General features: G+C 59.2%; 12 protein-coding genes. 9 read left to right on the forward strand and 3 right to left on the reverse strand.

From position 1 onward, the window contains the following. The first annotated feature begins 33 nt into the window (after window positions 1-33). From Q0V70_RS01730 to Q0V70_RS01750, 5 genes are all read left to right on the forward strand, one after another. Window positions 34-1,446 (forward strand): cell wall-binding repeat-containing protein, encoded by a 1,413-nt coding sequence (locus tag Q0V70_RS01730; RefSeq protein WP_297587612.1) that lies wholly within the window; start codon window positions 34-36, stop codon window positions 1,444-1,446. Between the two features lie 87 nt (window positions 1,447-1,533). After that, the gene (locus Q0V70_RS01735) at window positions 1,534-2,532 is read left to right on the forward strand and encodes a zinc-binding dehydrogenase (RefSeq protein ID WP_297587614.1); all 999 of its coding nucleotides are present in this window, start codon (window positions 1,534-1,536) and stop codon (window positions 2,530-2,532) included. A 228-nt stretch (window positions 2,533-2,760) separates the two neighbouring features. Further along, a complete protein-coding gene (rpsO, locus tag Q0V70_RS01740; protein WP_297587615.1) occupies window positions 2,761-3,030 on the forward strand; it encodes a 30S ribosomal protein S15 in 270 nt (89 codons plus the stop codon). 209 nt (window positions 3,031-3,239) lie between these two features. Beyond that, complete coding sequence (locus tag Q0V70_RS01745; protein WP_297587617.1) at window positions 3,240-5,621, forward strand: polyribonucleotide nucleotidyltransferase; 2,382 nt, start codon at window positions 3,240-3,242, stop codon at window positions 5,619-5,621. A gap of 76 nt (window positions 5,622-5,697) precedes the next feature. Further along, window positions 5,698-7,047, forward strand: a complete 1,350-nt coding sequence (locus Q0V70_RS01750; RefSeq protein WP_297587619.1) for an ATP-grasp domain-containing protein — start codon at window positions 5,698-5,700, stop codon at window positions 7,045-7,047. Window positions 7,048-7,057: 10 nt separating this feature from the next. On the opposite strand, the gene Q0V70_RS01755 is transcribed toward Q0V70_RS01750, so the two are convergent. From Q0V70_RS01755 to Q0V70_RS01765, 3 genes are read right to left on the reverse strand one after another with little or no spacing between them, the layout of a single operon-like run. Then, window positions 7,058-7,315, reverse strand: coding sequence for an MFS transporter (locus tag Q0V70_RS01755; RefSeq protein ID WP_297587620.1), 258 nt, complete (start codon window positions 7,313-7,315; stop codon window positions 7,058-7,060). A gap of 12 nt (window positions 7,316-7,327) precedes the next feature. Beyond that, window positions 7,328-9,241 (reverse strand): DUF3488 domain-containing protein, encoded by a 1,914-nt coding sequence (locus Q0V70_RS01760; RefSeq protein WP_297587621.1) that lies wholly within the window; start codon window positions 9,239-9,241, stop codon window positions 7,328-7,330. A 6-nt stretch (window positions 9,242-9,247) separates the two neighbouring features. Then, complete coding sequence (locus Q0V70_RS01765; protein ID WP_297587623.1) at window positions 9,248-9,751, reverse strand: PspC domain-containing protein; 504 nt, start codon at window positions 9,749-9,751, stop codon at window positions 9,248-9,250. 113 nt (window positions 9,752-9,864) lie between these two features. Between Q0V70_RS01765 and Q0V70_RS01770 the strand changes: the two genes are divergently transcribed. From Q0V70_RS01770 to Q0V70_RS01785, 4 genes are all read left to right on the forward strand, one after another. Further along, window positions 9,865-11,124: an ATP-binding protein gene (locus Q0V70_RS01770; RefSeq protein ID WP_297587626.1), complete on the forward strand. Its 1,260-nt coding sequence runs from the start codon at window positions 9,865-9,867 to the stop codon at window positions 11,122-11,124. Window positions 11,125-11,164: 40 nt separating this feature from the next. After that, entirely contained in the window at window positions 11,165-11,866 is a 702-nt protein-coding gene (locus tag Q0V70_RS01775) for a response regulator transcription factor (protein WP_297346027.1), read from the forward strand. 102 nt (window positions 11,867-11,968) lie between these two features. Continuing rightward, window positions 11,969-13,105, forward strand: coding sequence for a sialidase family protein (locus Q0V70_RS01780; RefSeq protein ID WP_297346028.1), 1,137 nt, complete (start codon window positions 11,969-11,971; stop codon window positions 13,103-13,105). Next, a complete protein-coding gene (locus Q0V70_RS01785) occupies window positions 13,102-15,726 on the forward strand; it encodes an ATP-dependent helicase (protein WP_297587628.1) in 2,625 nt (874 codons plus the stop codon). Before Q0V70_RS01780 ends, Q0V70_RS01785 begins: the two co-directional genes overlap by 4 nt. Window positions 15,727-15,770 lie beyond the last annotated feature (44 nt).

Consider the following 15,770-nt stretch of genomic DNA (forward strand, 5'->3'; position numbering starts at 1 on the left):
GGGTCACGACTGTTTCAACGGAAAGGTACAGACATGCAGACATGGGTAAAGCGCGGATCCATTTCCGGCACCGTGGGAGCCTTGACTTTAGCGATGATGACCCTGGTTGCCGTCAGCGAGTCCCAGGCAGAAGGGTTGAACTATGAACGTCTGGCGGGGCCCAGCGGGGTGGAAACCTCCCTGGCGGTAGCCAAGCACACTTGGGGGACGAACTGGCCGGTGGTCTATGTGGCCGCGAACCGTAACCCGGTGGATGCCCTACCGGCGGCGACTATCGGGGACGGACCGGTGGTACTCACCGATGGGAAACAGCTGAACCTCGGCGGGGTCAAACCCGGCCACATCGTAATCTTGGGTGGACCGGGCGCAGTTCCTGAAAGCATTGCCCAGCAAGCCCGGCAAACCTGCGGCGCAGAAAATGTAGAACGCCTGGCTGGCTCTGACCGCAATGCGACCGCCCGGGCTATCGCTGACCGCTGGATACAGGTAAACGGCCCCACCAACCGCATGTATCTGACCAAAAACGCCGGTTCCGGTTCCCCTGATGCGGTCGCCGGTTCGGTGCTGCGTGACGGTCCCATCATCACCTACACGAACGAAGCCAGCATCAGTGCCGCACAGCAGTTCGTTGCGATGCGGATGCCGGCGGACCAGCCGGCTGGCGCGGAACTGGTGGCTTTGGGTGGGCCGGGCGCGGTTCCTGACGCGGTACTCCAAACAGTTGCGAACGGTGCGGCAACCCAACGTTTTGCGGGAGCAAACCGTTATGCGACCGCTTTTGAAATCGCCAAGTTTGCCGCAACTGATCTCGCCCGAACGGTCGCCTACGTAGCTTCCGGAATCGCACTGAAGGACGCGATGGTGGCGGGTGCGGCGAAGGACGGTTTTATCCTGCTGACACCTCCCGGTGGTGCAGGTACTTTCCAGCAAATCGTGTCTATGGGCGCTAACAAGATTGTGTTTATTGGAGGAGAAGGTGTGTTGCCGCAGAGCACTGTGGTTATGGCAGCCGGTGTTGGTTTAGGTGCGGACGGTCCGGGGGATCCCCAGATTGTCAACAATTCTGAAGCCAGTGTCTTAACCGGTGTCATTCGGGTTCTCTCCGCCAAAGAACTAATCAGGCTGGAACAGGGCAAAGATGTGCCGGAATTGGAGAAGATCTTTTCAGGAACGGAGTATGTGGTCATGATTCTGGATGAACCGGCGGTATTTGATATCCCCCATGCCTCTGAGCTGGAAGTCGGCACACCCACTGACGCTCGCGAAGCCAAAATCGTTGGCATTCTGGACAGTACTTCGGGAGCTGATTTGAATCCGTGGCGTCTCCACGATGGAGGTGAGACCACGGTGACATTTGCAGGTCATAGCCTGTATTGGCCTACCGATGTGAGCTTGCCCACCACTAGTCCCCACGCTACGGCAGCCTATATCGGCTACAACCTCTAGACTCGGGACTCTTTCGCATTCTCTCAGCGGATAACTTCATCACCACCCCCTTGCCTTAGACTTAGACTCTGAGGCAAGGGGGTTTTCATGTGGGCAATTCAGGGCGTTGACGGCGTGCCGGTTCTGGTCGAGGCAGATCGTCCCCAGGTCGGTGCCGGCCAGATTCTCATTGAAGTGTCGGCCGCGGGAGTGAACCGGGCGGACTTGCTGCAGGTGGCGGGCCATTATCCGCCCCCTGCCGGGGCACCGCAGACGCTCGGGCTGGAGGCTGCCGGGACGGTCGTGGAGGTGGGGCCAGGCGTTGACTCAGCTTGGCTGGGTCGCGCCGCGGTGGCTCTGGTGGAGGGCGGCGCACAAGCGCAGTTCTGTGCCGCCAACGTGGATTTAGCTTTGCCGTTGCCTATAGCGGGGCGTCTCAATGGCTACATCGCGGGGGCTGCCCTCCTGGAAGCAGCGGTAACGGCCTGGCACAACCTGGTGGACTTGGGATTCCCGAGCGACTCCTGGGCAGGACGTTTCGTGTTGATTCAAGGCGGTTCGGGGGCGGTGGGTACCGTGGCGGTGCAGTTGGCCAAGGCTTTGGGGGCCACGGTGGGAACTACCGCTGGGGAACTCGACAGGTGCCACAAATTGACGCTTTTGGGTGCGGACGCTGCCGCGGACTATCACAATCCCGACGAATTGCTGGGGATGAAACAGGAACTCACCGATGGCCACGGCTTTGACCTGATTCTGGACGTATCCGGAGCCGGGGGATTGGAAAGGAACCTGGAGCTACTTGCCAAACATGGAATCCTCAACATTATCGGCTTGCAGAAGGGGCGTCATGCCCAGCTGGATTTGGGCCAGGTCTTAACCAAATCGGCGCGGATTCAAGGTTCCGCCATTCGCGGTCTTGATGTTGAGGCCAAAGCCCGGTTGGTGAGTGCCGTAGGGGAACACGTGTGGCCCCTAGTCCAGGAGCAGCGGATTCGTCCAGTTATCGCCTATACGCTGGCGTTTTCCAAGGCAAAACGCGCCCATAAGTACCTGGCAAAAAGCACCGCCCGACCCTTGGGAAAAATAGTGCTGAGCACCGACGCGTGAAAACGCGCTTGTCCATAAACCGATGCCGCCCCGGGGTTAGACTCCGAGTGATGCGGACATATCTTATGAATCTGTAAAGCGCTGACAGCGGCGTCCGTCTAAAATCTGTGGAATTCGCGGGAGTTGTTGCTTTTTGCTAAACTTGTACAGCCGTCATGTCGGCCGCGCTACCGATGCTCCAGGAAAAGCCTGGGCGCTGCGCGCAACGAGTTAACCTAAGGAGAACCTGTGGCACTGACCAAGGAAGAAAAGCAAGCAATCATCAACGAATACGCGACTCATCCCGGGGACACTGGTTCCCCCGAAGTGCAAATCGCCCTATTGTCCAAGCGGATCAAGGACCTGACCGAGCACTTTAAGACTCACGAACATGACCATCATTCCCGTCGTGGTTTGATGCTGCTGGTCGGCCAGCGCAAGCGTCTGCTGGGCTACTTGCAGGACGTCGACATTGAACGCTACCGCAGCCTCAAAGAGCGCCTCGGTTTGCGTAAATAGCAACTGAGCTGGCCGGATATCCGGTCAGCTTTCTTTTCATGCCGGTATTTTCCGGCTGGTATATGTAGGAAATCCAGCGCTAATCGGTCCTCGGTAGTGGCCTCCTGGACTGCCGCAAGTGTCCTGGTTCGTCCGGTGAGGTTTGCGGAGAACCGGCCCAGTGGGCCTCGATCGATGACCGCCGCGCTGAACAAAGAGAGGGGGCTCCCTTGGAGGGACCCGAAATCACGGCGGCGGAAGCCGTCATCGACAATGGTAAATTTGGCAAGCGCGTCCTGCGCTTTGAAACGGGCCTTTTGGCTCAACAGGCTGCCGGTTCGGCAATGGTCACCCTGGATGGGGAAACCGTTGTGTTCGCAGCCACCACGGTTGGTAAGCAACCGAAAGATCAATTCGACTTTTTCCCCTTGACCGTAGACGTTGAGGAAAAGCAATACGCTGCGGGACGCATTCCCGGATCGTTCTTCCGGCGGGAAGGCCGCCCCGGTACCGAGGCTATCCTGGCGGCTCGCCTAATTGACCGCCCGCTGCGTCCGGCCTTCGTAAAAGGGCTGCGCAACGAGGTACAGGTTGTCGACACCGTCCTGTCAATCCACCCCGACCACGCTTATGACGTGGTGGCGATTAACGCCTCCTCGATGGCGACCCAACTGGCTGGTCTGCCTTTCTCTGGACCCATCGGCGGCACCCGCCTGGCCCTGATTGACGGGCAGTGGGTGGCGTTCCCGACCTACCCCGAGATGGAACAATCCACGTTCAACATGGTCATTGCCGGTCGTGTCGTCAACGAGGGAACTCCCGAAGAAGACGTGGCCATCATGATGGTGGAAGCCGGCGGTGGCGAGTACGCCTGGGATCTGATTCAAGAGGGCAAACAGGCTCCAACTGAGGATGTTGTGGCCAGTGCGCTGGACGCGGCCAAGCCTTTTATTAAGGAACTGTGCCGTGCCCAATCCGAAGTGGCCGCCAAGGCTGCCAAGGAAACCCAAGAATATCCGCTGTTCCCCGACTACGAGGACAACCACTTTGAGGCGATGAAAGCCGAGGTGGAAACCGATTTGACCGCGGCTATCCAGATTGCTGACAAGCTGACTCGGGAGGACCGCGAGACCGAAATCCGCGATACCGCCATCGAGAAGCTCGCAGTGGAAGGCGGCGAGTTCGAGGAACAGGAAAAGGAACTGAAGGCCGCCTTTAAGGCTTTGGAAAAGAAGCTGGTGCGTGCCCGGGTGCTGCACGAAGGCAAACGTATCGACGGACGCGGGCTGAAGGACATCCGCTCTCTATCCGCTGAGGTCGAGGTGCTACCCCGGGTTCACGGCTCGGCTCTGTTCCAGCGCGGTGAGACCCAGGTTCTGGGTGTGACCACGCTGAATATGCTGCGCATGGAACAGCAGTTGGACAATCTGTCACCGCTGACGCACAAACGCTATATGCACCAGTACAACTTCCCGCCCTACTGCACCGGTGAGACCGGTCGGGTCGGTTCCCCCAAGCGCCGCGAGATTGGTCACGGACACCTGGCGGAGATGGCCCTGGAGCCGGTCATTCCGGCCCGCGAGGAGTTCCCCTACGCGATTCGCCAGGTCAGCGAGATTATGGGATCGAACGGTTCGTCCTCGATGGGTTCAGTTTGCGCCTCTACGCTGTCCCTGCTGAACGCTGGCGTGCCGCTGCGCGCCCCGATTGCCGGCATCGCGATGGGTCTGATGAGCGAACCGGGCGAAAACGGCACCCAGTTTGCGACCCTGACTGACATCTTGGGCGCGGAAGACGCTTTCGGTGACATGGACTTCAAGGTCGCCGGCACCAAGGACTTCATTACCGCCCTGCAGCTGGACACGAAACTTGACGGCATTCCCGCCGACGTTTTGAAGGGTGCCCTGGGTCAAGCCCGCGACGCTCGCCTAAAGATTCTGGACGTGATGCACGCCGCTATCGACGGACCTGATGAACTGGCTCCGACCGCTCCGCGTATCCTCACCGTGAATATTCCGGTGGACAAGATTGGTGAGGTCATCGGCCCGAAAGGAAAGATGATTAACCAGATTCAAGAGGATACCGGCGCTGAACTGACCATTGAGGACGACGGTACCGTCTACATCGGGGCGGATAACGGTCCGGCCGCGGAAGCCGCTCGTGACGCCGTGAACTCGATTGCGAACCCCCAGATGCCCGAGGTCGGCGAACGTTTCGTGGGTACCGTGGTGAAAACCACCACCTTCGGGGCGTTCATTTCCCTGACCCCCGGCAAGGACGGTTTGCTCCATATCTCCCAGATTCGTCGCCTGGTCGGCGGCAAACGTGTGGAAAACGTCGAGGACGTGCTCCAGGTCGGCCAGCAGGTTCAGGTCGAGGTAGCCGAAATCGACCAGCGCGGCAAGCTCTCCCTGCACGCGGTGGTGGACGATGAGGACGGCGAAACTGCCGCGGATTCGGGATCTGAACAAAGCGAAACTTCTGAGACGCCCGACCCGCGCGACCGTGAACGCCGCGATCCGCGTGATAGCAGCGAACCGCGCCGTCCGCGGGAGCGGGCTCGGCGTCGGACGCATCGTGCCCGCAGCGAGGACGATCGCGACTTCTCCTAGAGTCCCGCTGTTGAAAGCTCTGGTGGCTCGGCGGGGGATATTCCCTCGCCGGGTCACCTGCTAAAGGAGATTATCAATGAACCCAGCTGGCACGTCTGGCGCGCCGTTTTTGCCAATTGTCCTCTCCGGCGACATTGGAACGTATGGTTACGTACGCTCTTTCTATGAGAAATGGCACGTAAAGCCCCTAGTTGTCACTTCTATGGTGCTGGGGCCGATTCGTCACTCCCGATTGTTAAAGGTCATTCCTGTTGACGAGAGCGCTGCGGACCGGAACCATGCCGCATTTATTGAAAAACTCGTTCAGATGGGTCCCGAACTGGTGGCGCGTTACCCGGACACCCCGCTGGTATTGGTTGCGAACCAAGATACCCACGTGGTAAACATCCAGAAAAATGCCTCCCGTTTGTCTCCGTTTTATCGTTTTGCCTTCCCCAGCGTGGATGTCATCGAACTGACCAATGACAAGGCGCATTTCGCGCAGGCTGCGGAAAAGCACGGGCTGCGAGTTCCCACTACTCTGGAGCTCAATCTTGATGCTGGAACGACCGCGCTGATGGATGCCATCACCGAAACCTTGGGGGACAAATACCCGCTGATTATCAAGCCGTGCCAGTCCTACGGCTACGAACGGCTGTCTTGGCCGGGCAAATCTAAGGTTTATACAGCTGACAATCCGCGCCGGGCGCAAGCGATTCTAGAGGAACTGGAAACGCATACTGCCGGGAACCCGGACGCGCGCCGATTCGTGGCCCAGCCGCGGGTATCCGGAAATGACACACACAACCTGTCCATTACGGTGTACGTGGACGCGGACAAACGGGTTAGTTTCCTGGGGTCGGCTCATGTGCTGCTGGAAGACCATGTCCCGACCGCCCTGGGCAATCCTGCCGCGATGATTACGGAAAGCTACCCGGATTTGTATCGTCAAGCCAGTGATTTCCTGACCGGCATCGGCTGGCACGGGTTCGCAAACTTTGATGTCAAGGTAGACAGTGCTACCGGCGAGGCCTATTTCTTTGAGGTCAACCCCCGTATCGGCCGGAACCTGTATTACAACACTGCTGCCGGAAACAATCCGCTACCAGCTTTGATTAATGACCTCATCTACCGCCAGCCCACGGAGCCGGCGACACACTTTGACACGATTCTCTATACCGTGCTGCCGATACGGCTGATTTTGAAATACACGACGGGTCAGGTGCGCCGCCAAGTCCAGTCGCTGCACCGGGCGGGCCAGGTCTTTAATCCGTTGCTGGCCCCGGCAGAAAGGCAGTTTTCCCTGCGATACCTGCGGCGTCGTCTCTATGTGTGGATTTCCACCCAGCGGCATTGGTCGAAGTTCAAGCATAACTATCCGCTGGAAGCGCTGCAGGCAGACGGGCGCGACTCTTTCGATACCGCCGGGCTGCGCGCGCAACGCTAACCTCCGCTCTCTAGCGGCGGTATTCCGCGAGGGCGCTGATGAGCAAGGCGACTCCAGAGGTCCCGAATATCAGCAAAATCAGCGCCCACAGCGACACCACGACGCCCAGGGCGGACCCGAAAACAATCAACCCAATCAGGATAAATACCACGCTGAAAGCGATGGCGGCCAGGCTGCGATGTTCACGGCGGGGTTCCAAGGGTGGTTCCGGTGTTTTCTCTGGCTCCAAGTTGGGGGAGAGGGAGATGGTTTCTGTTGTGTTTTCCATAGTTGTCACCTGTTAATTGTTCTCAATGCTGGGGGCTTGGTACGGGGAAGGTGCCGTGGGTGTATCCGGAGGAATCGGCGTGGCTGGTATGCTCGGTGTCCCGTTGGGCATTCCGGAGGAACGCGGGGTTCCGTTTACGGGGTCAAACAGGTTATCGCCGGGTTTCCACTTGCTGCCACCGGGCTGGAACAGGTCGTTAAACCCGTCTTGGTTGATGTCCTTCCACGGACCGGCCTTGCCTGCATGAATGTCAGCGAGGGTTAATGTGTTGTCTATGTTCAGTTCAGATACGTCTTGTCCGCCCAGTGCTATAGGCTCACCCTCAATTCCGTCGGGCTTATTAATCTCGATAGTTCCGTTCCCGGACACGGCACGGCGGCGAAACTCTCGGAGTGCGGTGCTACTTTCGTTTTCAGAGCCGACCTCGGTGCTGTTGTATTCTTCCAAATCGGCAGTCATCAAATCCCGGCCATTCAACACATAGTTGACCAAGAAATGCCCGTCAGGTAGCACCGCCCCGTTCCATAAATCCACAGGGGGACGTTCATAGAGCGACACGGTTCCGTGTGCCAGGTTGATCTCGATGGTTTGGGGTTTCGTCTCGATGTTTCGCGAGCCGTCAGATAGCGGAACATCGTGGCGAATTTTTAGTTTCGTCACATCCGAACTGCCCAGACTGATGTTTGCGGCCTCATATTCCTTGGTCCGATCCACGAACTCCACGCGCTGATTGCCGTCCATAGTGAAATATTGCGGACGGTGTTTTTCAACGGATGAGGACTGTAAAAAGGTTTCGCTCATGTCCCATTTGCTGTCTTTCAGGGTGGAAGTCGTCACGTTGCCCTGGGCTAAGTTGATTTCCAGGTCAACGTTTTGCTCCGGGAGCGTATAAATCGAAACATTCCCGTTTGCCAAATTGACTTTGATGGGTTTCCCCGGGGTGGTGGCACGCAGGTCGATGTCCGCGCTGCCCCGCAGGGCGCTGAGTTCATCGCCGGGGCGTAAATCATTGCTCTGGTAGTTAAATGTTTCGGGAAGATCGCCCCAGTCGATGCTGGAACGCAGCTCGCGCAGCTGGGGCATCACGGACATTCCCACTGTTGCCAGAGGCAGCGTCACGAACAAAATCACCAGCGGAGTGACGACGGCGAGCCAGCCCGTCCGTCGCTTTTGCAGAGCTGTCACCAGCATGCCGCCTCCCAGCACCATCGTCATCAGACCGACAATCAAAAGCCCAGAGCTTAGCGGATCAAGTACCCCTAACAGGGGCAGCAGGATGCCGGTGAAAATCGACAGCAGGACTAACCCGCCGACGGTGAGACTGAGGGTGCGGCTCGGTCCGGGAATGCGTGGCGCCAGAATACCCGCCGGCTGAGCAGACCCGGTCGAGGTGGTACTGGTGGGAGTTGCGAAGCCAGCAGCGGGGACGGTAAAGCTCGGGTTTGGAGCCGCAAAGTTGGTGGCGGGCGCCGCAAAGCCGGTGGTTGGCGGGGTAAAGCCAGTGGTGGGTGCTTCGGGGAAAGCGGAGTCATTGTGAATGCCATCCGCGGGAGTTGATCCGGCAGGCGCGGCTGCCTGGGGGGTGGAAACGAAGCCAGTGGGACCGGGAACGTAAGTGTTTACGGCTGGCAGAGCACCGGCCTTGTTCCGGTTCGCAAAGTGAACAATGACCAGCACCACCACGGCTAGGGGCGCCAGCAGTAGGCACAAAACCATGAGTAGTATGAAAAAGACAGCGAGCATATCTCCGAAATCGCTCCCGCCGTCCCAAATGTCAAAAATGTTGAACAGGAAAATACCTTGGGGCAGCATCCGCATCGCCCCGAAAAACATCAACAGAATCGAGCCGGCGACGCCACCGCCTTGGTTGGGTAAGCCGGCGCGCCAATCGGTCCACAAGCTGCGTCCGGTAGTTTGGCTAGGCATCCACAGCTACAGCGCCCCGTAAAGCAGGGGAATGAATCCAAAGAACAGCAAACCGACCACTGCTAAACCGCGCACAATTACGGGGTCGATGTTCAGGCGTGAGGCAATTCCCGCACAAACTCCGCCAATAACCCGGTTATTCGACCGCATCCACGCCTGTCCGGTGGAATCCGGGCCTCCGGGGTAGCCTCCCATGCCCGCTGTTCCATAGTTTGTGCCATTGTTCGGGAAACTACCCGACCCAGGGTAGCCCCCGGAGCCGTAGTTCGAGTTGCCCTGATACGACGCTCCTGGGTTAGGTGCCTGTGAGTTAGGGGTTCCCTGGTGAGGAGCGTTAAAACCGGCATTACCTGCTCCGTTGGGGCCCGCGGAACTAGAGGGGGCCGCCCCGGCAGCCGCGGAAACGTTCGCAGTCGCGTTCCCTCCGGCAGTCTCGCCCCCGTGGGAAGTCTCACCTCCGGAGGGCAGAACTGAGTCTGTTGTTTGTTCTGGGTTCATGTTTTCGTCCATGTTTCCATCATTGCCGCTGTCGCGCCCGGCGGCTATGGGGGTTATCCCTGATTTGTCCCTGATTAATCCCTTAAGTGGGGCGAAGCCCCGTGAAACCGTGGCAAACTGGATTTATGGCAACGTTTGATGCAGCCCCCCTCGCGCGCCCTCCGCTACGCCGCCCGCTACCCGGGACGGTCCCGTCCGGTAAAGACGGGGTTTTGGCTGGGGTAGCCGCAGGGCTGGCGCTGCATCTGGGAATGCCGCTGTGGCTGGTACGGCTAATCTTGGTGGTTTTAGCCCCCACCGGGGTCAGCATTCTGCTCTACGCCTGGTTGTGGATTTTTGTGCCACGGGGAAACCCCGGGGTCGAGGCGGGGATGCCATTTACCGGAGATTCACGGCTGGCTAATCCTAATGCGCAGCTCAAGGGGCATTTTGGCAGCAATGACCGCTGGCAAAACGTGACGGTTCCGGCAATTTTGTTGGCACTGGGGTTGATTACCATAGCCGTACTTGGTGCCTATTCCGGCCCGAAAATCATGAGCGATTTACGTCCCCTCATTGCAATCGTCATCCTCATCACCGGCATTACCCTCATCTGGGTCGGGGCTTCGGCAGGGGCATCTCTGAACGAGTTGCGAATGGGGCGATTCCTGGGCTTTGCCATTCCGGGAGCCCTCCTGGTGATTTTTGCGGTCATGTTCGGATTTTCCGGAACCATAAGCTTGGGGGACGCACTGCGTGGGGGACTCATCACCCTAGTAGTCCTCGCGGTGTTGAGCTTGGCCGTTTTGCCGCTTTGGGCGCGGTTTTGGATGTCTTACAAGGCGTCTTTGGCCGAGCAGACTCGCCAAACTGTCCGCGCCGATATGGCCGCTCACCTGCACGATTCAGTGCTGCAAACCCTCGCGCTGATTCGTGCGCGGGCCGACGATGCCCCGGAAGTTGCGAAACTAGCCCGCGCCGAGGAACGTCAGTTGCGCTCTTGGCTTTACGAAGATCGGGGCCACGCGGACGCATCTCTGTCCCAAATTATCAAGGAGCTGGCCGGCGAAATTGAGGACCGCTACGGAGTGGTTTTGGACACGGTCACGGTGGGCGACGCGGTTCCGGGACCGTGGTCCGAGCCGCTGGTGGCGGCGACCCGGGAAGCCTTGACAAACGCGGCTCGCCACGGGAAGCCTCCGTTTTCGGTCTATCTGGAAATCGGGACAGACGCGGTGGAATGCTTCGTGCGCGATCACGGCACCGGATTCGACCTTGCGGCAATTCCGGAAGGGCATCAAGGCGTGAAACATTCCATTATTGAGAGGTTGGAGCGCCACGGCGGCACCGCGACCATTCGGTCGGGACCCAGCGGCTGCGAGGTCGCGATGAAAGTGCCCCACTAAACTGGGGACAACTGAGGGGAAAACTGAGGGAGGACAATCGATGAGTGACGGAAACGCGAACCCAGCCGCTGCGGGGGAAAACCCGAAGCGTCCCATTTCGGTGCTGGTCATTGACGATCACGGACTGTTCCGGGCAGGAGTGATTGCGGAACTGAGCAAATACCCTGATGAAGTCCAAGTCGCGGGGGAGGCGGAGAGCGTGGAGGACGCTATTGCCGCAGTCCGCCAGGCCACTCCCGCGGTGGCATTGCTGGACGTGCATCTGCCGGGCGGTCATGGCGGCGGGGGCGCAGAAGTTGCGGCGGCGTGCATGGGGGTGCCGACCCGGTTCCTGGCGCTGTCGGTGTCTGATGCCGCCGAAGACGTGGTGGCGGTTATTCGGGCGGGAGCCCGCGGCTACGTAACCAAAACTATTGCCACGCCTGACTTGGTTGATGCCATCGTCCGGGTGGCGGGGGGAGACGCAGCTTTCTCACCACGACTGGCAGGCTTTGTGCTGGATGCGTTCGGGGCGGCGCGTACTGACATGGTGGGCACCGATTCCGAACTCGATTCCCTCACGGAGCGCGAGTTTGAAGTTATGCGCCTCATCGCGCGCGGTTTCGCTTACAAAGAAATCGCCTCTGAACTGTATATTTCGGTGAAGACCGTCGAATCTCACGTGTCCTCCGTGTTGCGCAAACTGCAGCTGTCCAATCGTTACGAACTGTCTAAATGGGCTCAAGACCGGCGCATCGGTTGAAGGGGCGGGGAAACCTCCCGGGGAGCGCCGCAAGGTGAAGTGAACGGCTGCGAGATGATAACGTAAAGGCGCAATTGTTATCGGGATAGAAAAGGATTATTGATGCAGCGCACCGTGGTAGCCCCCCATGTTACCTCCGGTTTCTCACAAGCGCGCTATCCCGCTATTGCCCGCACTTCCAGCCGGGTTTTGCTGATGATGTGGGAGGCACTGCCCGCAGAGTGTGCCGCCCGCACCAAGGCTGAGCTCGCCAACGCAAACCCAGCCAGTCCTGAGGAACCGCACTATCGTCGGTTATGCCCGACCAGTCTGTGCCTATCGCGGTCTTTTGATAACGGTTTGACCTGGGAAGAACCGCGCACCCTGGCGGCAGGCAACCCGCAAGAATTCCTCGGGTTTCATGTCCCGTCATTCCTGCATGACTGCGTGACCGGGCGCATGTTTTGTTTCTATACCCGTTCCTTGGTGCCGGGCTGGGATCCACGCCAAGCGCAAACGGCGCTCTTTGTCGCTTGGACCGATGACGACGGCTTGACCTGGGAACATCAAGACATTACTTCCATGATTATTGCCGGACGGGATTTTACGATGGCGTATATTCCGCGCGGGCGCGGCACACAGCTGACTGCAGGGCAATGGGCGCAGCGTCTGTGCCACGCAGGTGTCATCGTGGACGAATCGGGGGATCGCAAAGCGGTGTTTATCGGTTCGGACGATCACGGTGCCAGCTGGTGGTCCTCGCCCCCGGTGGGAGCGAATGTGGATTATTGTTCGGCAGTGTCCAACAGCGACGGAACCGAAGTTATGCTGCTGATGAAAACCCAAGGCTCGACGGTGAAAACGTGGGCAAAATCGACCGATGGCGGCCACACTTTTGGGCAACCCACCGCCGCGATGGATTCACGGCTCATCAACATCATGAGCCCGCTGGAGGAAGTGTTTCACGGCGCTTGCCCCGGCACTCCTCATGCGGACGTGTTCAGCTACATCGGAGAACGCACAGTGTGCAATGGGGATTGCACCGTGTTGATGCTGTCTACCGATGGCGCGCAGTCTTTCCGGGAGGCGGCGATTTTCGATGTGAAAACCTACGGCGCTATCGATATCGTTTCTATGGCAGACCAGGCTAAATTCGCCATAGCTTACGAAGGACCCGATGGTGTGGTCTGTGAAATCTTGCCATTCTCCAAACTCAGCAGCATCAAAGCATTAGCGGAACAGTGGGCCCAACAAGCATGAATGATTTGTTTTCTACCCTTGCCGAAGGTTCTGGCGGCGAGATTCCCGTGTCGGCGATTCTGCCGCGCGGGGCAGTCGCCCAGCCCGATACCCCCGACGCATCCTCCGATTTTGCGCACTGGTCCGGGGTGGATGCGGCGCGCCGCGAGGACTGGAAGTCTCGCAAAGTTGCCGCGATTGTGGAGGGTTTGAACCCGGAACAGCAAGCTGCGGTGACCCACGAGTCCGGTCCGCTCCTGGTAATGGCAGGAGCAGGTTCGGGCAAGACCCGCGTGCTGACCCGGCGGATTGCGTGGCTGCTGGCGACCGAGCGAATCCGCCCTTGGGAAGTTCTGGCGATTACTTTCACCAACAAAGCGGCCGCGGAAATGCGTGAACGAGTCGAAGCTCTGGTCGGCAACGCCGCGAAATACATGTGGGTGTCGACATTCCACAGCGCCTGTGTGCGGATTTTGCGCTCCGAAGCTGACACCCTGGGGGTGACCCGATCCTTTTCTATCTATGACACCGCCGACACGAAAGCCCTGCTGAACCGCATCATCAAGGGCCGGGGACTGGACCCGAAACGTTTCACCCCGAAGTCTTTTGCAGCCAAAATTTCCCAAGCCAAAAATGAACTCATCACTCCCGAAGCGTTTGCCCTAGACGCTGGTATCGACAAAATGAGTCAGCTCACGGCCGAAATCTATACCGAATATCAGCAGCTACTGCGCCGCGCCAACGCGTTCGACTTTGACGACCTGATTGCATCCACGGTCTACCTGTGGAAAGCCCATCCCGACATTTTGGCGCGCTATCGAGCGAAATTCCGTCATGTTTTAGTGGACGAATACCAGGATACGAACCCGGCGCAATATGAGTTGATTCGCTTGCTCACGGTGGGCGCGGCGGGCGATACCCAGCCACCTGCCGAACTGACGGTGGTGGGGGACTCGGACCAGTCGATTTATGCGTTCCGTGGTGCCACAATCCGCAACATCGAAGAATTTGAGTCGGATTTCCCCGGCGCCACCACGGTTTATTTGGAACAAAACTACCGTTCGACCGGCACGATTTTGTCGGTAGCTAACGCGATTATCTCGGAAAACGAGGGGCGGCGGAAAAAGCGTCTCTGGACCGAAGCCGGACAGGGCGTGCAGGCCGTGATGTATGCGGCTGACACAGACCGGGACGAGGCCGCTTTCATCGTCCGAGAACTGCTCACGCTGCGCCAGGAAGGCTCGTCTTGGGACGACTTTGCCGTGTTTTACCGGACCAATGCCCAGTCGCGTTCCCTGGAGGAAATGCTGACGCGGGAGGGCATCCCCTACCGGGTCGTGGGGGGCACCAAGTTCTATGACCGGCGCGAAATTAAGGACGCTATCGCTTACCTGTGTGCCGCGGCGAACCCGGCCGATGACGGCAACCTGCTGCGGGTGTTGAACGAACCAAAACGCGGCTTGGGGGACAAAGCCGTAGCGACTATTCGTGAAGTGTCGCAGCGTGAAAGCCTCGATTTTGGCCAGGCGTTGCGCCAATTCCTGCCGGGAGGAACCCATCACGGCGACTTGAGCGCGAAAGCCAGCGCGGGGATTGCTGAGTTTGTGGGCGTTTTGGAAGCGATGCGGGCTCTGGACGCGGCGGGCGCCCCGTTGGATGAAATCTTGGACACGGCCCTAGAGGACAGCGGCTATCTGCCGAAACTGCGGAAGTCTAATGACCCCCAGGACGATGCGCGGGTGGAGAACCTGGCGGAACTGCGTAACGTGGCGCAAGACTTTTCCCTTTCCGAGCCCGATGCCCGCCTGGCAGATTTCTTAGAGCGGATCTCCCTGGTGGCAGACGCGGACCAGCTCCCTGACACCGCTGCCCAGCTCGAACACCCTGCTGACCCCGCGTCCCCCGTTGCCTCGCCGGAAGTAACCCTGATGACGGTGCATACCGCCAAAGGACTGGAGTTCAACACCGTGTTCGTGACCGGGATGGAGGATGGACTGTTCCCGCACTCGCGTTCCTTGGAAAATCCCCAGGACGTGGCGGAGGAGCGTCGACTCGCTTACGTGGCGGTCACCAGGGCGCGCCAGCGGCTGTATCTGACGCGTTGCGCCGCCCGTACGGTGTTTGGTGAGACGGTAACTATGCCGGCTTCGCGTTTCTTGGATGACATCCCTGCCGAACTGGTGGATAACCGGCGCGAAGCCACCACTGTGGACTATTTCGGCGGATTGGCGTCCCGTGGCTACGGTGAACCGACCAGCTCCGCCTATGGTTACGGTGGCCGTGGGGGAGCTGCGGGTGGCTACGGCACTTACCGTGGTGGTCGGGGACCGTCCGGGTCTCGAGGGTCGAGCTCTGCGGGTGGTGGCAAGTTCGCCAACTCCCGGATTGGGCTCACCACGGCGCGCGACTTGGTCGGCGGTAAAGGCTCGGCAGCCGCACCGGCGAAAAAGGCGAAAGCGAAGCCGGCAGGCACAATCCCCGAACTTCACGTGGGCCAGCGAGTCCGCCACGACATTTACGGTGAGGGCAAGGTTACCGGCTTGGAGGGTCAAGGCAAAGGCACCATCGCCACCGTGAAGTTCCGCACGGGCACCGCTAAACGGCTGCTGTTGAACTTTGCGCCGCTCACTCCAGTCGATTAAACGCTACAGACCGGCGGATGTGGCCGGTCTGCAACGCAATTGAG

The sequence above is a fragment of the uncultured Mobiluncus sp. genome, from assembly GCF_947087965.1.
Classification (GTDB): domain Bacteria; phylum Actinomycetota; class Actinomycetes; order Actinomycetales; family Actinomycetaceae; genus Mobiluncus.

Bases quoted from the DNA above. Each gene is read 5' to 3' on its own strand.
- Q0V70_RS01730 (WP_297587612.1), top strand. From the start codon at position 34: ATGCAGACATGGGTAAAGCGCGGATCCATTTCCGGCACCGTGGGAGCC.
- Q0V70_RS01735 (WP_297587614.1), top strand. From the start codon at position 1,534: ATGTGGGCAATTCAGGGCGTTGACGGCGTGCCGGTTCTGGTCGAGGCA.
- Q0V70_RS01750 (WP_297587619.1), top strand. From the start codon at position 5,698: ATGAACCCAGCTGGCACGTCTGGCGCGCCGTTTTTGCCAATTGTCCTC.
- Q0V70_RS01755 (WP_297587620.1), bottom strand. From the start codon at position 7,315: ATGGAAAACACAACAGAAACCATCTCCCTCTCCCCCAACTTGGAGCCA.
- Q0V70_RS01760 (WP_297587621.1), bottom strand. From the start codon at position 9,241: ATGCCTAGCCAAACTACCGGACGCAGCTTGTGGACCGATTGGCGCGCC.
- Q0V70_RS01765 (WP_297587623.1), bottom strand. From the start codon at position 9,751: ATGGACGAAAACATGAACCCAGAACAAACAACAGACTCAGTTCTGCCC.
- Q0V70_RS01770 (WP_297587626.1), top strand. From the start codon at position 9,865: ATGGCAACGTTTGATGCAGCCCCCCTCGCGCGCCCTCCGCTACGCCGC.
- Q0V70_RS01775 (WP_297346027.1), top strand. From the start codon at position 11,165: ATGAGTGACGGAAACGCGAACCCAGCCGCTGCGGGGGAAAACCCGAAG.
- Q0V70_RS01780 (WP_297346028.1), top strand. From the start codon at position 11,969: ATGCAGCGCACCGTGGTAGCCCCCCATGTTACCTCCGGTTTCTCACAA.
- Q0V70_RS01785 (WP_297587628.1), top strand. From the start codon at position 13,102: ATGAATGATTTGTTTTCTACCCTTGCCGAAGGTTCTGGCGGCGAGATT.